The sequence below is a fragment of the Hymenobacter miniatus genome (assembly GCF_016427455.1).
GTDB lineage: Bacteria > Bacteroidota > Bacteroidia > Cytophagales > Hymenobacteraceae > Hymenobacter > Hymenobacter armeniacus.
Window position 1 is genome coordinate 205,134 of the sequence record NZ_JAELXR010000005.1, and the last position, 21,497, is coordinate 226,630.

20 protein-coding genes are annotated in these 21,497 nt (G+C 63.9%); 7 read left to right on the forward strand and 13 right to left on the reverse strand.

Annotated features, from left to right (window positions below):
- Position 1: 1 nt before the first annotated feature.
- Positions 2–562 (reverse strand): RNA polymerase sigma factor, encoded by a 561-nt coding sequence (locus JAO73_RS09825; RefSeq protein ID WP_317173315.1) that lies wholly within the window; start codon positions 560–562, stop codon positions 2–4.
- Between the two features lie 196 nt (positions 563–758).
- On the opposite strand from JAO73_RS09825, the gene JAO73_RS09830 reads away from it, so the two are divergent.
- A complete protein-coding gene (locus tag JAO73_RS09830) occupies positions 759–2,156 on the forward strand; it encodes an NAD-dependent succinate-semialdehyde dehydrogenase (protein WP_198976886.1) in 1,398 nt (465 codons plus the stop codon).
- A gap of 458 nt (positions 2,157–2,614) precedes the next feature.
- Positions 2,615–3,238, forward strand: a complete 624-nt coding sequence (locus JAO73_RS09835; RefSeq protein WP_198976887.1) for a hypothetical protein — start codon at positions 2,615–2,617, stop codon at positions 3,236–3,238.
- 92 nt (positions 3,239–3,330) lie between these two features.
- Here the strand turns inward: JAO73_RS09835 and JAO73_RS09840 are convergent, their stop codons facing one another.
- The 3 genes from JAO73_RS09840 to JAO73_RS09850 form a co-directional block, all read right to left on the reverse strand.
- Complete coding sequence (locus JAO73_RS09840; protein WP_198976888.1) at positions 3,331–4,098, reverse strand: YdcF family protein; 768 nt, start codon at positions 4,096–4,098, stop codon at positions 3,331–3,333.
- A 65-nt stretch (positions 4,099–4,163) separates the two neighbouring features.
- The gene (locus JAO73_RS09845) at positions 4,164–4,520 is read right to left on the reverse strand and encodes a thioredoxin family protein (protein ID WP_198976889.1); all 357 of its coding nucleotides are present in this window, start codon (positions 4,518–4,520) and stop codon (positions 4,164–4,166) included.
- Between the two features lie 81 nt (positions 4,521–4,601).
- Complete coding sequence (locus JAO73_RS09850; RefSeq protein ID WP_198976890.1) at positions 4,602–6,371, reverse strand: DUF885 domain-containing protein; 1,770 nt, start codon at positions 6,369–6,371, stop codon at positions 4,602–4,604.
- A 267-nt stretch (positions 6,372–6,638) separates the two neighbouring features.
- Here JAO73_RS09850 and aspA point away from each other — a divergent pair, with 267 nt between their 5' ends.
- From aspA to JAO73_RS09865, 3 genes are all read left to right on the forward strand, one after another.
- Positions 6,639–8,045 (forward strand): aspartate ammonia-lyase, encoded by a 1,407-nt coding sequence (aspA, locus tag JAO73_RS09855; RefSeq protein ID WP_198976891.1) that lies wholly within the window; start codon positions 6,639–6,641, stop codon positions 8,043–8,045.
- 91 nt (positions 8,046–8,136) lie between these two features.
- On the forward strand, positions 8,137–9,009 hold the full coding sequence (locus JAO73_RS09860; RefSeq protein ID WP_198976892.1) for an alpha/beta hydrolase: 873 nt from the start codon (positions 8,137–8,139) through the stop codon (positions 9,007–9,009).
- Between the two features lie 176 nt (positions 9,010–9,185).
- Positions 9,186–10,784, forward strand: coding sequence for a protein adenylyltransferase SelO (locus JAO73_RS09865; RefSeq protein ID WP_198976893.1), 1,599 nt, complete (start codon positions 9,186–9,188; stop codon positions 10,782–10,784).
- 71 nt (positions 10,785–10,855) lie between these two features.
- On the opposite strand, the gene JAO73_RS09870 is transcribed toward JAO73_RS09865, so the two are convergent.
- A complete protein-coding gene (locus JAO73_RS09870; protein ID WP_198976894.1) occupies positions 10,856–11,623 on the reverse strand; it encodes a Bax inhibitor-1/YccA family protein in 768 nt (255 codons plus the stop codon).
- Between the two features lie 113 nt (positions 11,624–11,736).
- Here JAO73_RS09870 and JAO73_RS09875 point away from each other — a divergent pair, with 113 nt between their 5' ends.
- Positions 11,737–13,200 (forward strand): DNA/RNA non-specific endonuclease, encoded by a 1,464-nt coding sequence (locus JAO73_RS09875; protein WP_233169092.1) that lies wholly within the window; start codon positions 11,737–11,739, stop codon positions 13,198–13,200.
- 1 nt (position 13,201) lies between these two features.
- Here JAO73_RS09875 and JAO73_RS09880 read toward each other — a convergent pair whose 3' ends face one another.
- The 8 genes from JAO73_RS09880 to rsmA form a co-directional block, all read right to left on the reverse strand.
- The gene (locus JAO73_RS09880) at positions 13,202–14,146 is read right to left on the reverse strand and encodes a hypothetical protein (protein WP_198976895.1); all 945 of its coding nucleotides are present in this window, start codon (positions 14,144–14,146) and stop codon (positions 13,202–13,204) included.
- Between the two features lie 133 nt (positions 14,147–14,279).
- Positions 14,280–15,116, reverse strand: coding sequence for an alpha/beta hydrolase family protein (locus JAO73_RS09885; protein WP_198976896.1), 837 nt, complete (start codon positions 15,114–15,116; stop codon positions 14,280–14,282).
- A gap of 123 nt (positions 15,117–15,239) precedes the next feature.
- The gene (locus JAO73_RS09890; RefSeq protein ID WP_198976897.1) at positions 15,240–15,809 is read right to left on the reverse strand and encodes a hypothetical protein; all 570 of its coding nucleotides are present in this window, start codon (positions 15,807–15,809) and stop codon (positions 15,240–15,242) included.
- A gap of 65 nt (positions 15,810–15,874) precedes the next feature.
- Entirely contained in the window at positions 15,875–16,705 is an 831-nt protein-coding gene (locus JAO73_RS23370) for a nuclease A inhibitor family protein (protein ID WP_198976898.1), read from the reverse strand.
- Between the two features lie 145 nt (positions 16,706–16,850).
- Entirely contained in the window at positions 16,851–17,327 is a 477-nt protein-coding gene (greA, locus tag JAO73_RS09900) for a transcription elongation factor GreA (RefSeq protein WP_198976899.1), read from the reverse strand.
- Positions 17,328–17,428: 101 nt separating this feature from the next.
- Positions 17,429–18,394 carry an NAD(P)-dependent oxidoreductase gene (locus JAO73_RS09905; RefSeq protein ID WP_198976900.1) on the reverse strand — a complete coding sequence of 322 codons (966 nt, stop codon included), beginning with the start codon at positions 18,392–18,394 and terminating at the stop codon, positions 17,429–17,431.
- A gap of 11 nt (positions 18,395–18,405) precedes the next feature.
- The gene (locus tag JAO73_RS09910; RefSeq protein ID WP_198976901.1) at positions 18,406–19,020 is read right to left on the reverse strand and encodes a hypothetical protein; all 615 of its coding nucleotides are present in this window, start codon (positions 19,018–19,020) and stop codon (positions 18,406–18,408) included.
- A gap of 34 nt (positions 19,021–19,054) precedes the next feature.
- Complete coding sequence (gene rsmA / locus JAO73_RS09915) at positions 19,055–19,882, reverse strand: 16S rRNA (adenine(1518)-N(6)/adenine(1519)-N(6))-dimethyltransferase RsmA (RefSeq protein ID WP_198976902.1); 828 nt, start codon at positions 19,880–19,882, stop codon at positions 19,055–19,057.
- A 178-nt stretch (positions 19,883–20,060) separates the two neighbouring features.
- Here rsmA and JAO73_RS09920 point away from each other — a divergent pair, with 178 nt between their 5' ends.
- Positions 20,061–21,443, forward strand: coding sequence for a TSUP family transporter (locus tag JAO73_RS09920; protein ID WP_198976903.1), 1,383 nt, complete (start codon positions 20,061–20,063; stop codon positions 21,441–21,443).
- The last annotated feature ends 54 nt before the right edge of the window (positions 21,444–21,497 follow it).

Genomic DNA, 21,497 nt, shown 5'->3' on the forward strand with positions numbered 1-21,497 from the left:
TTTAGCGAATAAGTTTGCTGAGGACTTTGATGGCAGTGCGGGCGCGGGTTTTCACCGTCCCCAGCGGGATGTTGAGCTCCTCCGCCACTTCACTCTGGGTGAAGCCCTCGAAATAGAGCAGGTCGATAATCTGGCGTTGTTCGGGAACCAGCTTTTGGGTGATTTCCTGCAAACCAATGTGCTCGGGGCGGAAGGCCGTTGGCGCTGCCTGGCGTTGCGCGGTCAGACTATCGTCCAGTCCCTGAGTGCGGCTACCTACGCGGTGCTGTCGGGAGCGGATTTTGTCGATGCTCAGATTTCGGCAAATGTTGAGCACCCACGTGAAGAGGCGGCCCTTGCCGGGGTCGTAGCTGGCAAAGGCGTGCCAGATTTTGACCAGCGCCTCCTGCAGCACGTCCTCGGCCTCGTCTTCGGCCTTCACGATGCGGAAGATGACGCCGTAGAGCGCGGCCGAATATCGGTCGTAGAACAGCGTCATGGCCGATTCGTCGCGCGCCTGCAGGCGCCGGACGAGCTCCGCCTCGGCGGCGGGTGGCAGGGAAATTAAAGGAGTATCCGACACAGGAGTGACTGAAAGTGAGAAAATGAAGCCGAAGCCGGCACCACCGGAAGTGCACGAAAATACGCGCAGCCACCGCAAATAGCGCTATACGGCCCCGACGGTATACGCAACCGAACTAGGCCCATGTAAGTTGAACGAATATTTGCGCCGCGGGCCGGCCGCTTCACTCTCCCCCGCCCCTTCTTCTGTTCTCGCCATGCCCATCGAATCCCTCAACCCCTACACCGGGCGCCGCCTGCGCCGCTTCCCGGCCTTCAGCTGGGCCAAAACCGAGCGCATTCTGGGCCAGGCCCACCGCGCGGCGGCCGCCTGGCAAGCCACCACCTGGGCGCACCGGGCCGGCGTGCTGCGCCGCGCCGCCGCACTGCTGCGCGAGCGCCAGGACGAACTGGCCCGCCTCATGGCCCTCGAAATGGGCAAGCCCGTGACCGACGGCCGCGCCGAAGCCCAGAAGTGCGCCACCTGCTGCGACTTCTACGCCGAGCGCGCCGAGGGCTTCCTGGCCGATGAGCTCATCGACACCGACGCCGGCCGCAGCTTCATCAGCTACCAGCCGCTGGGCGTGGTGCTGGCCATCATGCCCTGGAATTTTCCGCTGTGGCAGGTGATGCGCTTCGCCGCCCCGGCCCTGATGGCCGGCAACGTGGGCCTGCTCAAGCACGCTTCCAACGTGCCGCAGTGCGCCCTGGCTTTGGAGAAAATATTCCACGACGCGGGCCTGCCGCCGGCCTGCTTCCGCACCTTGCTAATTGGGTCAAATTTGGTGGAGAAGCTGCTGGCCGACGACCGGGTGCGCGCCGCCACGCTCACGGGCAGCGAGGGCGCGGGCGCTTCGGTGGGTGCTATTGCCGGGCAGCACATTAAGAAAATGGTGCTGGAGCTAGGCGGCTCTGACCCGTTCATTGTGCTGGCCGATGCCGACGTGGCCCTGGCCGCCAAAACCGCCGCCCAGAGCCGCATGATAAACAGCGGTCAGAGCTGCATCGCGGCCAAGCGCTTCATCGTGGAAAAGCCCGTGCTCAAGGACTTCATCAACCAGTTGAAAACCCACCTGCTGGCCTTCCGCCCCGGCGACCCGCTCGACCCGGCCACCCAGTACGGCCCCCTGGCCCGCGCCGACCTCGCCGACGAGCTCACCGAACAGGTGAACGGCTCGGTGGCCCAGGGCGCCAAAGTAGAGCTGCACGGTGGCCAGGCCAAGCCCGGCACCGCCCTCTTCCGCCCCATGATTCTGTCAAACGTCAAACCCGGCCAGCGCGCCTACACCGAAGAGTTTTTCGGCCCCGTAGCACTCGTTCTCGAAGCCAAAAACGCCGCCGACGCCGTGCGCCTGGCCAACGACTCGCGCTTCGGCTTGGGCGCCGCCGTGTGGACGCGGGATGCCAAAAAGGGCGAAGACCTGGCCCGCCAGATAGAAAGTGGCGCCGTGTTCGTGAACGGTTTGGTGAAGTCGATGCCCGAGCTGCCGTTTGGCGGCGTGAAGAAGTCCGGCTACGGGCGGGAACTGTCGTATCTGGGCATCCGGGAGTTTGTCAACCAGAAGTCTATTTGGATTGGAAAAGAGGCCGGTAATGAGGGCCGTAAAGTTGAGTAGGCAGCTGCAGGCAGGGGCAATTATTACTTGAATGGTTGCCTACCACAGTGCCTCGTTGCGAGTGATTCTCGCATGTGCAGGAGTTTACGAAACTCATCTACTCCGTGCTTTTCATAAACGTTGATTCGCAGACGGGTTTTATAAACTCGACGCACGCAACAATGTGCTTTCTGCTACTGGCGCAGGAACCAGCCGGCTTGGTATAGTAGGGTTTGCTGAAAGGAGCATTAAAACGTGAGGGCAACTATTCATCGCTGTCACAGCCCTCCTTTTCAGTGCTTGCCTGTAGCAATGCTGTGGCGTGTAATACCACTAGAGCTACGAGTGTGCAGATACTTGGGCTCGTTTCATCCCAAAACATAGAGTAGCGCGGCCCAAGAGTAGTAGATGTGTTAGGAAAGGGTCCGAATAGCCAGAGCAGGGTATCTTCCCGCCGGGCATCTTTCGCCCGTCCTTCTATGCCTTTGCCATCCGATGTTCCCCGCGGGGCTGGGCAGCCCCCTGCCCGGCGCTGCTTCCGGCGCTCCCTGCTCGGGGCCGTGCTCCTGGGGGCGGGGCTGTGCTTCGCCCTGGGCTACCGCCTGCCGTGGGGGGACCGCCACCCCGACTGGCCCGCGTTTCCCTGCACCACCAACCCGCGCCTGGTGGTCGAGTACATTGGCGACGAGGAATTCGAGCGCCGCTACGCCTGGCGCTTTCCGCAGGTCCAGGCCCGCCAGCGCGCCGACCGGTGGGATTTTGCCGACGTGTACCGCACCAACCTGCGCAACGTCCATTCGCTGGGCTTTCGGGCCACGGACAACCGGTTCGAGCCCGACCTGTCCGAGCGCTGGCGCCTGCACTGGCCCGGCGCCAACGGGGGCAACGAGGTGGACCGGCCCAGCCCCCGGGTCGGGTTTTACCAAAAGGGGTATGAATACTTTGAGTTGACGCTGGCCGCCGACACCGCCCGATGCAAAGTACTGGCCTTCAGCGACCGAACCGAACAGGTTAATTTCTTTCAGTACAATGCCCCCTCCAGCCCCTCCGACACCCTCTATTTTTATTATTTCTTCGGCCACTGGCGCCTGTTGCACCGCTGAACCGGCCGCGTCCTGCCCCGGCCCCACCGGACCCGAGCGGCCGCGACCTCGGACAAAACCGTCTGTCAAAACGGTAGTTCAACTACCAGACACTACATATACCCCAGCGCTTTGTACGTCAGCCAGCCGCTGATTTCGTGAATCAGCACGCTCAAATTCTCCAGCGCACCGGCGTTGGGCACCAGCCAGTAGTCGGGCGTGCCCTTGCGGTCGGAGCTGCGGAACCCAGCTGGGAAGCTGATGGGCTGCAGGCCCACTTTGCGGAAGCAGCCCAGCGCGCGCCGCTGATGAAACGCCGACGTGACCAGAATCAGCGTGTCGGTGCCCGGGTAGCGGGCCAGCAGGCGCTTGGTGAACAGGGCGTTTTCGCGGGTGTTGCGGCTGCTGTCTTCCTGGATGATGTCGGCGTTGGGCACGCCGGCCAGGCGCAGCAACGACGTGAGGTCGGCGGCTTCGGTGTGGGCCTTTTGCTGCAGCGCGCCCGAGCCGCCCGACACGATGATGCGGCGCACGCGCCCGGCCCGGTACAGCCACAGGGCGTTGGTGAGGCGGTCGGCGCCGGCGTTGAGGTACACCCGGTCGTGCGGCGACTTGTCGACGTCGGTGATGCCGGTGAGCAGCACGGCGGCATCGGCGTGGGCGGGCAGGGCGGCCAGCGGCACGGGCGGCTTTTCCCAGGCCAGCAGGGCCTCGTTCACCAGGGCGTTGTTGGTGCAAAGCAGGGCCAGCACGGTGGCCGCCACCAGCCATTGCCGCTGGCGGCGGGGCTGCCGCGCCACTAGGGCGGCCAGCAGCAGCGCCAGTAGCCACACGGCGGGCAATAAAACAACGTCGAGAAGTTTGGAGAGCAGAAAAAACATGCCCAAAGGTAGCCCGCCGAGGTGGTGGGCCGCCTTTGGGCACAGAAAATGACCAAAACCGCCGGCTAAGCCGTGTGCGGCATGAAGGCGCGCAGGCGGTTGAGTTGGGCCCGCACGTCGGCGTCGGTTTCGCGGGTGTCGCACTCCAGGATGCGGCCCTGGCAGTAGCTCACGAAGAAGGGCGCGGCCCGCTGGTTCATGAGCTGCTTGGCCACGGGGTTTTCGTCGGAGGCCAGGCGCACGAACAAGATGCCCTGGTACTCCTCATCGTCGGCAAATTTGGCGAAGCCGGGGCCTAGCAGCTTGCAGGTGAGGCAGTCTTCGGCGGTGAATTTGGCAAACACTTTCATCCGCTCGTGGGTGATGCGGCGCAGGCCTTCGTCGTCGGTGTCGACGACGGTGCTTCGTAAGAATTCAAACATACAAGAAGTCGAAATCCGGATTTCAAAAACGTTTCGCGGCCCATACATACCGCAAAACGAAAAAATTCCGTCAGCCCCGGCCTACTGCTGTTGCGCCGCCGCCGGCCGCAGCATCAGCTCCCGAATGTACTTGACCGGGGCGCTGCCGTAGCTCAGGAAGTTTTCGTTGAAAGACTTCAGGTCGAAGCTTTTGCCTTCCTGTTGCTTCAGCTCTTCGCGCAGGGCATAAATCTCGGTGTAGCCGGTGAAGTAGCTGCTAAGCTGCACCTGGCTGAGCGTAGCGCGCAGCCATTTGCCCCGGGCCTCCGCCTCTTCCTGGAAGCCTTCGCGGCGCAGCAGCTTCACCACGTCGTTTTCGCTCGCATTATCCACCTGAATGGCGTGGTCGATGATGGCGTTCAGCGTGGAGCGCATGTTCCATTTATCCCACAGCAGCCACATTTCGTCGGAGTTGTTGCCGTAGCCGCTTTCCAGCATCATGCGCTCGGCATACACGGCCCAGCCCTCCACCATGGCGCCGTTGCCGAAGATGCTTTTCACCAGCGAAGGCGAGCGGTTGGCGTACACGAGCTGCGTGTAGTGCCCCGGAATGGCTTCGTGGATGTTGAGAATCTGCAGGGTATAATCGTTGTATTCGCGCAGGTAGCTTTCGGCCTGGGCGGGCGTCCAGTCGGCCGGAATCGGCTCCACGTTGTAGTAGGTATCAGCGCCTTTGTCGTAGGGGCCGGGGGCCGACACGCTGGCGCCCGCGCCGCTGCCGCGCATGTAGAGCGGCGTTTCGCGCACCACCAGCGGCTTGCTGGGGTCCTGAGTGAGCAGCTTGTGCTCGTTCACGAAAGCTACCAGCGTAGGAATCTGGCGCTTCACGGCGTCCACGAAGCCCTCGCGCGGGGCGTGCTTCAGCGTGAGCTGGTTGATGACGGTGGTAATCAGGGCCAGGGTGTCGGCGGGCGCTTTCTGGCCGGGGAAGTACTTGGGGAAGAGGCGCGCGGCGCGGCGGCCCATGTCGTGCAGCAGCGCGGCCTTGTGCTTCTGGGCTTCCTGGTACAGCTCGGCCGCGGAGTAGCGCGACTGAATGTCGTAGGCGAACTTCTGCTCAAACAGCTTCTTGCCAATGCGGAACGAGCGGAATTTGCCGGCCGTCAGCACGTTGCCTTCCAGGAATTTCATGTACCCTTCCACGGCCGTGCGGGCGGCAGCCACGCGGTCCAGCATCGTCTTTTTCTCGGCGGCACTCAGGCCCGATTTCGCCACCGAATCGGCCAGGGCTTTGCCGAACACCGCGAGACCGCCGGCGTTTTGCTTGAGGGCCAGCGCGGTGTGTTCCTTGGTGGGGTTGCTGATGTTGGCCCGGGCCGCGGCGTAGTACTCGGCGGCGCGGCTGATTTTGTCGGAAATGTTGCGCAGGCGGCGGTCCAGCGGGTAGTGGCGGCCGTTGAGCAGGTCGCCCACCGAGGCGCCTAGGTTGTAGCTCGCGGGGTTCCACTGCCAGCTTTTCAGCGTGTCGGCGTACCAGCGCTGGGACCGCAGCTCGTTGCGCAGCAGGCGCAGGTCAATCTGGTTGTTGGGCGAAAGGCTGTCGAGGCCAAAACCGCCCAGCGCAGTGAGGTATTTCTGGGTGAAAGCGGCGTCGCTCTGGCGCTGGGCTTCATTGGGAATGACGAGCAGCGAGTCGTACTTGTGGTAGCCCTGATACGACGCGTATTCAGGATTTTGCCGCCACAGCGCTTCAATAAACTGGTTTTTGAATGCGTCGAACCGGGCATCGGCGCCGGCCGTGGCGGTGGTTTTGTCGGCGTGGGAACAGCTGGCAACGGCCAGGGCCAGCAAGGGCAAGTAGCGGAGTTTCATGGGCGGGGTTTAGAACAAGGTAGAGACGCAACATTTTGCGTCTCGTCGTTGCTGATGTTGTTTGGTCTGCGCGGCGTTGCGCGGTTCTGGTCGTTCAACGAAGAGACGCAAAATGTTGCGTCTCTACCCGTTTCAGCCGCAATGTAACGGGAAGTGTCAGCCCAAAGGAACACTGCAAAGCCGATACGTTGCCAAGCGCTGCCGTAGGTTTGCCCCGACGTTCGGCCAATCCGTACAAGCTCCTCTTTCCTCACCGAAAATTCCCGCATGACTTCCTCCCGAATCGAACACGATTTCCTCGGCGAACGCGCCCTGCCCGACACCGCCTACTACGGCATCCAGACGCTACGCGCCCTCGAAAACTTTGCCATCACCGGCATTCCCATCAACGCCGAGCCGCTGTTTGTGCAAGCCTTGGCTTACGTGAAAAAAGGCGCCGCCCTGGCCAACCGCGACCTCGGCGTGCTGCCCGCTCCCATTGCCGAAGCCATTGCCGCGGCCTGCGACCGGGTGGCGGCCGGCGAGTTCGACAACCAGTTTCTGACCGACATGATTCAGGGCGGCGCGGGCACGTCGGTGAACATGAACGCCAACGAAGTCATCGCCAACGTGGCCCTCGAACTGATGGGCCACCCGAAGGGCGAGTACCAGTACTGCCACCCCAACAACCACGTCAACTGCTCGCAAAGCACCAACGACGCCTACCCCACGGCCTTCCGCATCGCCCTCAACAACAAGCTGGTGGGCTACCGCGAAACCCTGGCCGCCCTGGCCGATGCCTTCGCCCAGAAAGCCGAGGAATTCCACGACATCCTCAAAATGGGCCGCACCCAGTTGCAGGACGCAGTGCCCATGAGCATGGGCGACGAGTTCCGGGCCTTCGCCACCAACCTGCGCGAAGAATTGTTGCGCATCGACGACTCACGCCGGCTCATTGACGAAATCAACATGGGTGCCACTGCCATTGGCTCGCGCGTGAACGCCCCCACCGGTTACCCCGAGCGCGTGACCGAGCACCTGCGCACCATCACCGGCCTGAACCTGAGCCTGGCCGGCGACTTGTTCGAGGCCACCTACGACACGGGCGCCTACGTGCAGCTGTCGGGCGTGCTGAAGCGCACGGCCGTGAAGCTCTCCAAAATCTGCAACGACCTGCGCCTGCTGTCCTCGGGTCCGCGCACGGGCATCAACGAAATCAACCTGCCGCCCTTGCAGCCGGGCTCCAGCATCATGCCGGGGAAGGTGAACCCCGTGATTCCGGAGGTGGTGAACCAGACGGCGTTTTACGTCATCGGGGCCGACCTCACGGTGACCATGGCCGCCGAAGCCGGCCAGCTGCAGCTCAACGTGATGGAGCCGGTGATTTCCTTCGCGCTGTTCACCAGCATCAGCTACATGACCAACGCCTGCCGCACCCTGCGCGACAAGTGCGTGGTGGGCATCACGGCCAACAAGGCCCACGCCGAAAGCCTGGTGCGCAACAGCATCGGCATCGTCACCCAGCTCAACCCGGTCATCGGCTACGAGGCGTCGGCCGAAATCGCCAAAGAGGCCCTGCGAACCGGCAAGTCGGTGCACGACATCGCCGTGACCGAGCGCGGCCTGCTGACGCAGGAAAAATGGGACGAGATTTTCACGTTTGAGAACCTGATTCGGCCGGTGTTTATTCGGTAGGCCGGGCCGCACCTGCGACGTGCTGCCGGGGCGCCTCCCCCGTTGAACCTTCCGCAGCATTTCCTTGATTCAAAACCGCAATTCTGTTCCCATGCGCAACTTTCTACTTCTCGCCTTGCTGCTCAGCGCTTTCAGCGCCCGCGCCGCCCGCGTCGACACGCTGGCCATCCCGAGTGCGGCCATGAGCAAAACCTACCGCGCAGCCGTGGTGCTGCCTGCGTCCTACGCCAAGAATAAAAAGGCCAACTATCCCGTGCTGTACCTGCTGCACGGCGCCTGGGGACACTTCGATAACTGGCTGAGCAAGACGCCCGACAAGCAGTTGCTGCACCGCTTGGCCGACCAGTACAACCTGATTATTGTGAACCCCGAGGGCGAAACCTTCAGCTTCTACCTCGACAGTCCGGTGAAGGCCGACAGCAAGTTCGAGACCTACCTCACCCGGGAAGTCATTCCGGCCGTGGACCAGGCCTACCGCACCGTGCGCGACCGCCGGGGCCGCGTCATCAGCGGGCTCTCGATGGGCGGCTACGGCGCGCTTTCCCTTTCGGCCCGCCACCCCGATTTGTATTGCGCCGCTGGCAGCATGAGCGGCGCCCTGGAGCTGAGCAGCGCCAACCGCAAATTCACGCCGGAAGAAGCGGCCTGGCGCACTAAGAACTTAAGTCCAATCCTGGGCTCGGAGGCCGACAATCCCACGTTTTTCAGCACCAACTCGGTGATAAACATGGTCGACCAAATCCACCGCAACGGCCTGCCCCTCATTTTCGATTGCGGCGTGGACGACGGCCTGCTCGAAATCAACCGCGAAATGCACCGCCGCCTGGTGTACAACCACACGCCGCACGACTACACCGAGCGCCCCGGCGGCCATACCTGGGAATATTGGCAAGCGGCCCTGCCCTACCACGTGCTGTTTTTCTCGCAGGTACTCAAGCAGAACGGGACCACGGTGCCGCTGTAAAGCTCTGCCTCACTGCCCTTGCGCATGGCCCACGGCTCCGGTTGTGGGCCATTTTTGTACCCTCATACGTGGCCAACGCCTGCCGCAGCGGCTGAACTTGCCTGCCCGGGAAGTGTTTGTGAGGCGAACGTTACCCGGCCTGCTTTATCCTTCGCTCCGGCCCAGCCACCTTACCTATGCCCACTCATTCCTTAGCAAGCGCCGCATTCAGCAACTCCTTTGTGGATGAGCTGCGCGGCGAAGACAACCCCGCCCCGGGCTCCCGGCAGGTGCCCGGCTACGCCTACTCCCGCGTGCAGCCCACCGCCGTGGCCGACCCTCACCTGCTGGCCTGGTCCGATGAGCTGGCGCAGACCCTCGGCCTGGAACGCCCGGCTGCACGCGGCCCGGAGGTGGAAATACTGGCCGGCAACCGCGTGCTGAGCAGCATGAAGCCCTTTGCGGCGCGCTATGCTGGGCATCAGTTCGGCAACTGGGCGGGCCAGCTCGGCGACGGGCGCGCCATGTCGCTGGGCGAGCTCACGGGCACCGACGGCCGCACCTGGGAGCTGCAGCTGAAGGGCGCCGGCCCCACGCCCTACTCCCGCCGCGCCGATGGCCGGGCGGTGCTGCGCTCGTCGCTGCGCGAGTTTTTGTGCAGCGAGGCCATGCACTACCTGGGCGTGCCCACCACCCGGGCCCTCAGCTTGGTGGGCACCGGCGACGCGGTGGTGCGCGACATGTTTTACAACGGCAACCAGCGGCCCGAGCCCGGCGCCATTGTGGCGCGGGTGGCGCCCACGTTCGTGCGCTTTGGCAATTTTCAGATGTTTGCCGCCAGCGGCGAGATGGAGAACCTGCGCGCCCTGGCCGACTACGTCATCCGCCACCACTACCCCGAATTTGGCGAGCCCGGCCCGGCCGTGTACGTGGCGTGGTATGCGGAAATTTGCCGGCGCACGGCCGTGATGGTGGCCCATTGGATGAGCGTGGGCTTTGTGCACGGCGTGATGAACACGGATAACATGTCCATCCTGGGCCTCACCATCGACTACGGCCCCTACGGCTGGCTGGAGCCCTACGACCCCGGCTGGACGCCCAACACCACTGATTTCGGCTACCGGCGCTACGCCTTCGGTCAGCAGCCGCAGGTGGCGCTCTGGAACCTGGCGCGGCTGGCAGAAGCCCTTTCCCCCCTGCTGCCCCAGCCCGACGACCTGCGCGCCGGCTTCGACCGCTACACCGAAACGCTGGCCAGCACCCGCTACCGCTTGTTGCTGGGCAAGCTGGGCCTCACCCACCGGGCACCGAAAGAAGACGCGCAGCTCTTCAACGACCTGCTGGCAGCGCTGGAAGAAGCCGGTGTCGACATGACCATCTTCTTTCGTCAGCTGTCGCACGTGGCGCCGGGCCTGCTGGCCACCGCCAGCGACGAAGAAGTCCGTTTTCAGGAGCTGCTGACCGCCGCCGCGTACACGCCTTTTCCCAACGCAGCCTACGCGCCCTTGCTGGCCTGGCTGCCCCGCTACCAGGCCCGCCTGCGGCAGGAACCCGCAGCCCCGGAAGCCATTAGAACCGGCATGCTGGCCGCCAACCCGAAATACGTGCTACGAAACTACTTGGCGCAAAACGCCATTCAAGCCGCAGAAAAGGGCGATTTGTCGTATTTGAACAAGTTGATGCAGGCCCTAAAAACGCCTTTTGCCGAGCAGCCCGAGTACGAGGAGTTTGCGGCAAAACGGCCGGATTGGGCCTGGGATATGCCGGGGTGCGCCACGCTGTCGTGTAGTTCGTAAGCCAGGATTAAAAACCCAACGCCCCACCGGAAAGACCGGTGGGGCGTTGGGTTTGGCAAAAAGGTGACTGACTAACGCCGACGACCAAAAATGCGCAGCAGAAACAGGAACAGGTTCACAAAATCGAGGTATAGAATGAGGGCGCCCATTATGGAGGCTTTGTTGCTCATTTCCTCCCCTTCGGTGATGCCCAACAGCGCCAGCTGCTTGAGCTTCTGCGTATCGTAAGCCGTGAGGGCCACGAACAGCAGCACGCCCACGAAGGAAGAAATGAAGTAGAGTGCCGAGTTCTGCCAAAACCAGTTGACCACCATGGCCAGGGCCAGCCCGATGAGGGCCATGCTCAGCAGCTTGCCCCAGCTGGAAAGGTCCTGCTTGGTGAAGTATCCGTAGAGGCTCATCACGCCAAACGTACCGGCCGTGACGAAAAATGTGGAGGCAATGGAGGCCGAGGTATAGGCCAGAAACACACAGCTCAGCGTGACGCCGTTTAACACGGCATAGCCCACAAACGAGGCTTGCACTTTGCCCACACTCCAGTCGAATACCCGCGCCGACAGAAACCCGACGAGCAGCAGCTCGACGATGATAAGGCCCAGAAAAACGAAGCGCGTGCCGAACACGAATTCCATGAGGGCGGGCGAAGACGTGGCCAGCATGGCCACGCCGCCTGTGAGGCCGAGGCCGGCCGTCATCCACCCATACACCTGGGCAAAAAAGCGGGATTGCACCTCGGCGGCTTCTTCCACTGAAATGGTCACCGTCTTGCGCGTCGGCGTGATGTCATCGACTGCGTGGTAATCCGGCTTGTTGTTCGGCGTTAACTGGTTTTCTTCCATACTAGTAAAGGGATATGAAGGGAATGTGGCTGATTGCGGACTAAACATAAGCACCAACAGGCATAGCGCCGCCGAAACGGCGGCGACCACTACCGGGCCCATATCTTCGCCTCATGCACGCTTCCGCTTACCTGTCGCTCACCGCCGTTTTCGCCCTGCTGGCCTGCTCGCAGCAGCCTGCCGAAACGATTTCCAGCTCGCGCCCGCCCCAACGCCTAACCGCCCAGGCGCCCGCCGCCAGCCCTTTCCCCGAAACCTTTGAGACCGGCAGCAAGGGCAGCTACGACGATGCCGACGAGCCGTTGGCCACGGGCCTCTGGCACTTTCAGGATGCCCTCATTGGCAGCAGCCCGCAAGACCACGCCCACGGCGAGCGGGCGGCCCGCCTGCGCAACCTGGGCCGCATTGCCATGCGTTTCGACGCCAAAGCCGGGGTGCGGCGCATCACCATTTCGGCCGCGGCCTATGGCACCGACGGGCCCAGCACCTGGGAGCTGTGGCTGAGCCGCGACGGCGGGCGCACGTTTGCGCGCACCGGTGCGCCCGTCACCACCAGCGGCCCGGGCCTGAAGACGCACGTGTTTGCCGGGCTGGCCAATGAGCCGATTCGGCTTGAAATACGAAAAACCAGCGGCCCCAAAAACCGGCTCGACATCGACGACATCGTGCTCGAAACGGCCGCCGGCCCGGCAGCCGCCGCGGCTACGGGCGTGACGGGCGGCTATTTCGAAAACCGCAACAACCCGCAAACGCCCGCTGCCAACGCCCCGGCCACGCCACAAGCGCCGGGCGGCACCGGCGTGGCGCAAGACCCGAACGACGCGAACCTGGCCCTGGGCAACCCCAGCGGCGCCACTTCCGACCCCGCCAACGCGACGAACTACCTGCTCGTGCACCCCGAATTCACCATCGGCTACAACGCCAACCGCGGCATTCCGACCTGGGTGAGCTGGCACCTCGACCGGGCCGACCTCGGCGAGGCGCCCCGCCAGAACAACTTCCGGCCCGACCCCGCCCTGCCCCGCCAGTTTTACCAGGTAACGCCCGCCAGCTACGCCCGCTCCGGCTTCGACAAAGGCCACAACTGCCCCAGCGCCGACCGCACCGCCGACCTAGACGCCAACGCGGCCACTTTCCTGATGACCAACATGGTGCCGCAGGCCCCCCACAACAACCAGCAAACCTGGGCCCACCTCGAAGAGTACGGCCGTTCGCAGGTGCAGCGCGGCCAGGAAATCTACGTCATCATGGGCAGCTACGGGCGCGGCGGCACCGGCGCCAACGGGTTCTTCCAGACCCTTGACCAGGGCCGCGTCACGGTGCCGGCCCGCATCTGGAAGGTCATGGTCATCTTGCCCGATGGCACCAACGACCTCCAGCGCCTCGCCACCGACCCCACCGTGCGCGTGCTGGCCGTGGATACCCCCAACGACAACGGCGTGAATCCCGACTGGCGGCAATACCTGACTTCAGTGGATAAAATCGAAGCCGCCTCCGGTTTGGATTTGCTCAGCGCCCTGCCGCGCCCCGTGCAGGCCCGCCTGCAAAAGCTGGTGGACAGCGGCCGCGCCGAGTAGCTCAGAACCGCCGCGTGAGCGACAGCCCGCTCCCACCTGCCGGACCGGGAAAGTTCACCACGCCCACGGCGGTATTTCTCAGGGCGGCGTTGCGGTGGCTGATGAGATTCCAGGCGCTCAGGGCCAGCGTGGCGGTGCCCATGCCGATGTTGAGGTAGGAAATGGTGCGCTCGGTGCCGTAGGTGGTGCCCCCTATCCAGTTGATGCCCCGCACGTCGTTGGGCAGGCGCAGGGCGCCCGTCAGCAGCTGGCCGGTGCCGCTCAGCACGCCGGCGTAGGCGGCGCCCTTGCCCGCATCGGGGCGGTTGAACTGGCTGGCGTTGGCCGCGCTTAGCATCACGTTCACCCCGCCCCACACGGCCGAGCCCACGGCGTAGGTTTTCACCTCGGCTTCGGTGGGCGGCGGGGTGCCGTAGGTGGGCTGAATGAGGGCGCACTCGGCCCGGGTCAGGCCCGAGGTTTTCACCCAGTCGGCCAGCACGGGCGTGCGCATGTCGGCAATCAGGTCATACTGATGCACTTGGTTGATGCGCTCGGCGGCGGGGCGGCCGGCGGTTTCGGCCACGAGGTAGCCCACGGCACACAGGCGGCCGTCGCGGTCGATGAAACACGGGCGCCGGCCTTCGGGGTGGTCGTAGTTGCGCGGAAACACGCCCGCCACCCAGTAGCGGTGCAGCAGGTCGAGCAGGCGGGCGCGGCGCTGGGCCAGCGCGGGGCTGAGGCCAACGGCGGGCTGTTGGCGCAGCCGGCGCTCGGCGTAGGCCAGGTGGGCCTGCACCCGTTCGTCATCGGTGCTGGCGGTGGTGGGCGCGTGGCCCGTGGCGGCTACGTAGCCGGCGTTGCCGACCAGCACATTCACCTGGTCGGTGGCCAGCGGCGGCGACGGCTGCTGGTTGCAGGAGGTCAGGCCAAAGCCGGCGAGTAGCAGTGCGAACAATTTTTTCATGGAATTGGGCGGGGTGAAAAGCAGGACGTCCTGTTTTCGGACTGACCGCCCCTCCTTCCCAAAAGTTGCACCGACTGGCTGCAGGCTGCTATTTCCGTACTTCCAATGGCAGGCTGCTCACTCCAGAATCAGCCTAGCGCCGTTTGCCCGCCGCCAGGAAACGGCTCACTTCGCTCACGTACTTATCGCCGAAGCGGGCGTCGCTCAGCACTACCATGCCCTGCAGGTGTTCGCCCTCAAAAGCCAGCACCTGGCGCCGCTTCCCACGCGGGGCATCGCGCACCACCGCCACCGAGTCGGCCAGGGGCGTGTGCTTGTCGGCCGTGCCGCCAATCAGCAGCCACGGGCAACGGATGCGGGGCGCGTACTGCGAATAAGCGGCGGCTTCCGCGGGCAAACTCACCACTTTATTCCGGCTCTGCAGCTGATAGGCCACCAGCTGCTGCGGGCTGGCCACATAACCTTCGGTCACCAGAAAATCGCAGTGCGGGGCCGTGGCCGCCACCTCGCTGGCCATGATGGAGCCCATCGAGAAAGCCATGATGCCGGTGCGGTTGCGCGGGTAGCGCTGGCGCGCATCGGCCAGCGCGGCACCCAAATCCACGGCAAACTCATGGTAGTACAAACACTGCGCGTCGATGGCAAAATCAGCGCTGTGCCCAAACCCCCGGTAGTCAAACAGGTACACCCGGTAGCCGTCCGCCGCCAACGCCTGGGCCTGGTATAGCTCGTTCGACATGTTACCAAAATCGCCGTAGGCCACCACCATCGTGGTGTGGCGGTCCGTCGTGCCCACGGCCGGCTCTATCAGCCAGCCGGTCAACTGCACGTGGTCGGGCGTGGTCAGGGCCACGGTCTGGTAGCGCATGCCCAGCGAATCGGGCGTGGCAATCCAGACCCGGCTGGGCTTCAGAGCCCAGGCCGCGGCGGCGTGAAGAACAAGGAAAGTGAGGAGTAAAAGACGATGCATAGGAGAAGAATACAACAGCCGCATGATGCAGCCGAAAGCAACCGCTTCGGCGCACAGACCCGGAATTGTTGCGGCCGTTGCATTTCTCGCTCTTTCCGCTAGTTGCGCTGCGCCCAATGTGGGTTAGGGCGCACCTTTCCAGTTTTTCGGCACGGGCCGTCGGCCGGCCAAATCGAAGGACCGCAGGGAGGGGCGCAGGTATTTACCGTCTTTGAGATACCAGCGCTCCACAAAGAATGTATCGGCATGGCTGCCGTGCCGGAAATTCACTATCCGCGTTTCCTGCACCGAGTCGCCATTGAGCACCGCGGGCTGCACGGCCACATCGGCGCTGAGCGTACCGGCCGGATAATACAGCCGTTCCCAGCCGGTCAGCCACCGGCCTTTTGGCTGGTACTCGGCGTCGGCCAGCAGCCCGCCATGCTCATCAAACTGCTGCCAATGCCCCAGCCTGGTGAACTTGTAGGTGTTTTTCGCGGCCGGCTGCACGCGCAATTTCCCCTGCCAGTACACCTGTTTCGGGAAAAACCGCCAGTACGACATGTGCAGTTTCTCGATGGGCTGCCCGGCGGCCAGCTGCTGCTTCTCTGCAGCCGTGAGATGACTTCGGTAATCGGCAAGCTCGAAAGCCTGCGGGACACACCCCGACAGCAGCAACCAAGCAACCCCAGCGACAGCGCGCAATTTCATCACAACAGCGGTTATCGTTTTATTGGCCCTGCGTTTCGCACCACTACAGTTTTTTCAGGCAACTGCGCTCAGGTTTCCGTCAGCACGGTTTTGAAGCCGGCCAGGGTGCCGTCCATCGTCCGGCCCAGGGCGTAGGCGTGGATTTGCGGGCCCGTGCCCACGCGGTACACCTGCGTGCCGTCTAGCTCCTGCTTCAGGAACATTTGCAGGGCTTTGTAGCGGTTGGCCAGCGCCACATCGCCCAGCACGCCATCGTCGGCGGTGTGGTTGCGCAGGAAGTGGGTGAGCTCCACGGTTTCTATTTTGGCATCGGCGGGCTCGCCCAGCAGCTTGAGCAGCGCGGCGTTGCTCAGCTCGCCCCCGGGCGCGGCGTAGGCCACCGCCTCCAGCGGGGCCTCCGACTCGCTCATGAAATGCAGGCCGGCCACCTGCCGTTGCAGTTCCGGCGGCACGGCGGCCGAGGCGGGGGCGGCACCGGCTTTTGCCTCGCTCAGGCCGCTGCCGCCGTCTACCTTGGCGGCAATGGCGGCCGCCAGCTCCTGCATGCGCGCCTCGGGCACCTTGATTTTGGGGCTGGTGAAATTGATGTCGCCCACCTTGTTCAGCGGCACCAGGTGGATGTGCGCGTGCGGCACTTCCAGCCCAATCACGGCCACGCCCACCCGCTTGCAGGGCACGGCGGCGCCCAGCCCTTTGGCCACGCGCTGCGCAAACACGTGCAGGGCGGCCAGCTCGTCGGCGGGCAGGTCGAAGATGTAGTCGATTTCCTTTTTGGGAATGACCAGCACGTGGCCTTCCACCAGCGGCGTGATGTCGAGAAACGCCAGGTGGCGGCCGTCTTCGGCCACTTTATACGCCGGCAATTCGCCGGAAACGATGCGGGAGAAAATAGAAGGCATGGGCAGGATTGTGGTGAGTTGTCAGGTCGCTGATGCAAATAAACGAGAACATCCAGGCCCGCGCCGGCAGGTGCCTAAAAAGAAGTAGGGCAGCGCCCACCGGCACTGCCCTAACCACTGACCACGAACAACCGCCGGCTACCGCCTAGCGAGAAATCTCCAGAATCTGAAACTGCAGCTTGCCGGCCGGCACCGTGATTTCGGCCGTGTCGCCGGCCGATTTGCCCAGCAGGCCCTTGCCGATGGGCGACTTCACCGAGATTTTGCCGGCCGCCAGGTTGGCTTCTTCCTCGGCCACCAAGGTGTAGTTCAGCACCATGTTGTTTTTCAGATTCTTCAGCTTCACCTTGCTCATGATGAGCACCTTGCTGAAATCCATGTTGGTTTCGTCGATGAGGCGGGCGTTGCCCACCACCTCTTCGAGCTTGGCGATTTTGAGTTCAAGCAAGCCCTGGGCGTCCTTGGCGGCGTCGTACTCGGCGTTTTCGCTCAGGTCGCCTTTGTCGCGGGCTTCGCGCAGGTCTTCGGCAGCTTTGGCCCGGCCCCGGATTTTGAGGTCCTGGAGCTCGTCCTTCAGTTTTTGCAGGCCTTCCGGGGTGTAATAATTGATGGTGCTGGCCATAAAAGTAGATGCTTGACGGTTTGGCTAAAAAGCAAGGAGAACGGCTGGCACTGCCAACCGTTCTCCCTTCTTAGGTTCACAGCAAAGATACGCAAAACCAATTAGCTCCCCACCGTCGGCCCGTCGGCCTGGGCCCGGAATGCCCGAATTTTCTCCACCAACACCTCGTTGATGCGGGCGTAACTCTCAAAAGTCCAGCCGCCCACGTGCGGCGAAAGCACCACGTTGGGGGCCGCTTTTAGATAATCGAAGGTGGCCTGCTGGGCCGCCGTGAGCGTGTTGAGCTTCTCGTTGTCGAGCACGTCGAGGGCGGCGCCGCGCACGGCGCCGGCTTGCAGCGCGGCCACCAGGGCGGCGTGGTCCAGCACTTCGCCCCGGGCCGTGTTCATCACCCACACGGGCTTGGCAAAACCTTTCAGCAGCGCTTCGTCCACGAAATGGTGGTTGGCCGCCGAGTACGGAATGTGCAGGCTCAGCACGTCGGCGCGGGCCTGCAGTTCGGCCAGGCTCACCAGCGTGGCGTGGGCATCGGCGGGCACAGCGGGGTCGTGGTCGTGGGCCAGCACCGTGCAGCCAAAGCCGCTGAGACGCCGCGCAAACGCCCGGCCCATGTGCCCATACCCCAGCAGCCCGATGGTTTTGCCGCCCATTTCTTCGCCGCGGTTGGCTTCGCGGCGCCACTGGCCCTGGCGCACTTCGTGGTCGGCGCGGGCAATGTTGCGCAGCAGGGCCAGCAGCAGGCCCACGGCGTACTCGCCCACGGCGTCGCGGTTGCCCTCGGGCGCATTCAGCAGCGTAACGCCCGCGGCGGCCATGGCCGCCTCGTCGATGTTGTCGACGCCGGCGCCGGCGCGGGCCACGTAGCGCAGGTGCGGGCCATGGGCCAGCAGGGCGGCCGTCACGCGCAGCTTGCTGCGCACCATCAGGCCTTCGTAGGGCCGGGCGGCCAGCGCCGCCGGAATTTCGGCGGCGGTGAGGTGGGGCTGGTAGTCGCCCTCGACACCGATTTCGGCCAGCAGCGGCAGCAGCGAGGGATGCATTTCGTCGACGACGAGGCAGGTGCTCATGGAGGGGTGAATTAGCGAGCCGGCGCCTCGGGCGTAAACTCACTCAGCGGAAGCGCCATGGCTTCGACTGAGGTGGCTTCGCAGTTCATCACAAAGCCCTGCTTCCGGTCGGTCATCGTAAATTTCAGCGGCAGGGCGCCCTTGCTGGCTTTTAAAAACGCATACCAGTTGCCGGCCAGGTGCTTGCTGTACAACTCCGGATTGACCCGCAGCTTCGGCGAGTAGTAGTAGACCGTGGTGTTGCCGTCGGCGTCAATCTGCAGGCTTTGGCAGGCATAGCCGGCAATGGTTGCTTTTTCGGTCAGGGGCTTCACCACGGCCGCCGGGGCGTTGGCCGCCGCATCAATGACGCTTTTCTGCCCGTTGATGAAGTACTGCATCTCGTTGGTTTTTGCCGTGTAAAGCTCCAACAGCTGCTTCTTCTCGGTGTAGGACTTATAGTTCTCGCCGTTGATGTAATACAGGTTTTGGCTGCCCATCACGGGCGCAATTTTATCGGTAATGTCCTGGCCGGTGAGCGTCGCAAAGGAGTTTTTGTACACGATTTTGCCGCTGAACCACGGCCCGTCCGGAGCCACGGTGAAGGAGCAGAGCAGAAGACCGCAGCCGAGTAGCAGCTTATTCATTCGAGGAGAGTGAGGGGGAAGGTGAAAAATGGAATTATTCCGAAAGGTCGTTCAGGCTGAGGTCTGGCAGCGCCGCGCTCAGGCCCGCATTGTGCTGGCCGATGCGCTGCGTCAGTCCCACAAAGTCGGCCACGCTCAGCGTTTCGGCGCGGCGCTCAAAAATGGCGTCGGTAGTGGCTTCCGGGGGCAGGCCGAAGGGTTTCAGGGCGTTGCGCAGGGTTTTGCGGCGCGTTTGAAACGCCTGCTTCACCACCCGGAAAAACAGTTTCTCGTCGCAGTCCAGCTGCTCGGTGGCGTTGCGGGTGAGGCGCACCACGGCCGATTCCACTTTGGGCGGCGGGTTGAAGACGTGCGCGGGCACCGAAAACAGGTATTCAATCTTGTAGTAGGCCTGCAGCAGCACGCTCAGGATGCCGTAGGTTTTCGAGCCGGGCGGTTCGGCCAAGCGCTCGGCCACTTCCTTCTGAATCATGCCCACCACCTCGCGCACCTGCTGGCGGTTGTTGAGCACGGCAAAGAAAATCTGGCTGCTGATGTTGTAGGGAAAGTTGCCGATGATGGCCAGCGGCTGGCCGGGAAACAGCTCGCTCAGGTTCTGCTTCAGAAAATCGGTGGCAAAAATGCGGTTGCCCAGCGCTGGGTAGTGCTGCTGCAGGTAGGCCACCGACTCGGTATCAATTTCAACCACGCTGGTCTGGTAGGCCGGGTTCTGGAGCAGGTATTGGGTGAGCACGCCCATGCCCGGGCCGATTTCCAGCACCTCGCGCACGCCGTCGGGCAGCTGCAGCGCGGCCACGATGTTGCGGGCAATGTTGGGGTCGGCCAGAAAATGTTGGCCAAGGTGTTTTTTGGGTCTTACCACGAAGAAAAGCCCCGCGGCTTGGGGCGCGGCAGCGGCGCAAAGGTAGCAGCCGCGCCGGCCGGTGCCTGGCGCCAGCCGGCCTTGGGGCCCCACCTCCCGCCCTGCGAGCAAGCCCAAACCGCCACCGCAACTTTTCCAGTTGATATTTACACTCGATATTGTGCTGCACAGCTTCCTTATGGACCATCCTCTTCCGGCGCCGCAGGCCGCTGGGGCCGCTGGCTCCGGGGCTCCGCCGCAGCCCCCGCTACCGGTTTTGCTGCAAATGGCCCACGTGCGGGCGTTGCTGGCAGGCGGCGGCCCGGCCGCGCTTGAGTTGCTTACCGCCCTCCTGCGCAAGGCCCCGGCCGCGGCAGTCACGGTCGTGGCCGCGCCCCTGCTGCCCGCGTTGCGGGAGCTGGCCAGCCACCACGCCGGCGTGCGGCTGCTGGAGCGCCCGTTCCAAGAAACGGACTTGGCAGGCCACTCCCTCGTTTTCGCGGCCACCGACGACCCCGCCCTCAACCGCCGCATCAGCGCCACCGCCACCGGGCGGGGCATGCTCGCCCACGTGGCCGGCACCCCTGCCGAGAGCAGCTTGTACTTGCCCACCCCACCCCAACCGGGCGAAGGACAAGCCACGCTAGAAGCCGCCCCTCCCCGCGCCCAGCGCGCAGCCCAGCAACGGGCCCTCGGCCCGGCCTACGAGGCCCCGGCCACGGCCTACTGGCGGCGCGTGGCCACGGGCTCGCTGGTGGCGTTTGCGGGGTTCATTCTGCTCAATATTCTGTCCTACTACGTCACCTGGCCGCAGGCGGTGCAGTGGCTCACGTCGTCGGGCACGTTCTATGCGTTTGTCGCGGTGGGGTTCATTGCGCAGCTCATCGACGGCGTGCTGGGCATGGGCTACGGCGTGGTGTCGGCCATCAGTCTGATATCGTTGGGGCTAAATCCGGCGGCGGTCAGCGCCAGCATTCACACCGCCGAGATGTTTGCCAGCGGGGCCTCGGGCTACCACCACTACCGCTTCGGCAACGTCAACAAAAAGCTTTTCCGGGTGTTGCTGCTGCCCGGCATCGCCGGCTCCATCAGCGGGGCCTACCTGCTCTCTCGCTTTGGCGAAGAATACGCCGCCTGGGTAAAGCCGCTGCTGGCCGTCTACCTGCTGGTGCTGGGCGTGCGCATCCTCACCCGCGCCTTTGGCCGGGCCGACCGGCGGCGCAAGGTGAAGCACGCGGGCTGGCTGGCCGGTGCCGGGGGCTTCCTCGACTCGTTTGGCGGGGGCGGCTGGGGGCCGCTGGTCACCAGCACACTCATCACCAACGGGCGCACGCCGCGCTACGTCATCGGCACGGTGAGCATCACCGAGTTTTTTGTCACGTTTGCCAGCGCGTTCACGTTTTTCGCCATGCGCGGCCTGTCGCACTGGCAAATTGTGGCCGGGCTCATCGTGGGCGGCGTAGCGGCGGCGCCGCTGGCGGCCCGGCTGGCCGGCCGCATGCCCACCCGCTGGATGTTTATAGGCGTGGGCCTGATGGTCATTGTGTGGAGCCTGTGGGCTTTGCGCAAGGTGTTCCTTTGAATGAGCATTCGGGAGGCAACGTGTAACGCACGGGCGCATCGGCTTGCAGCCTCT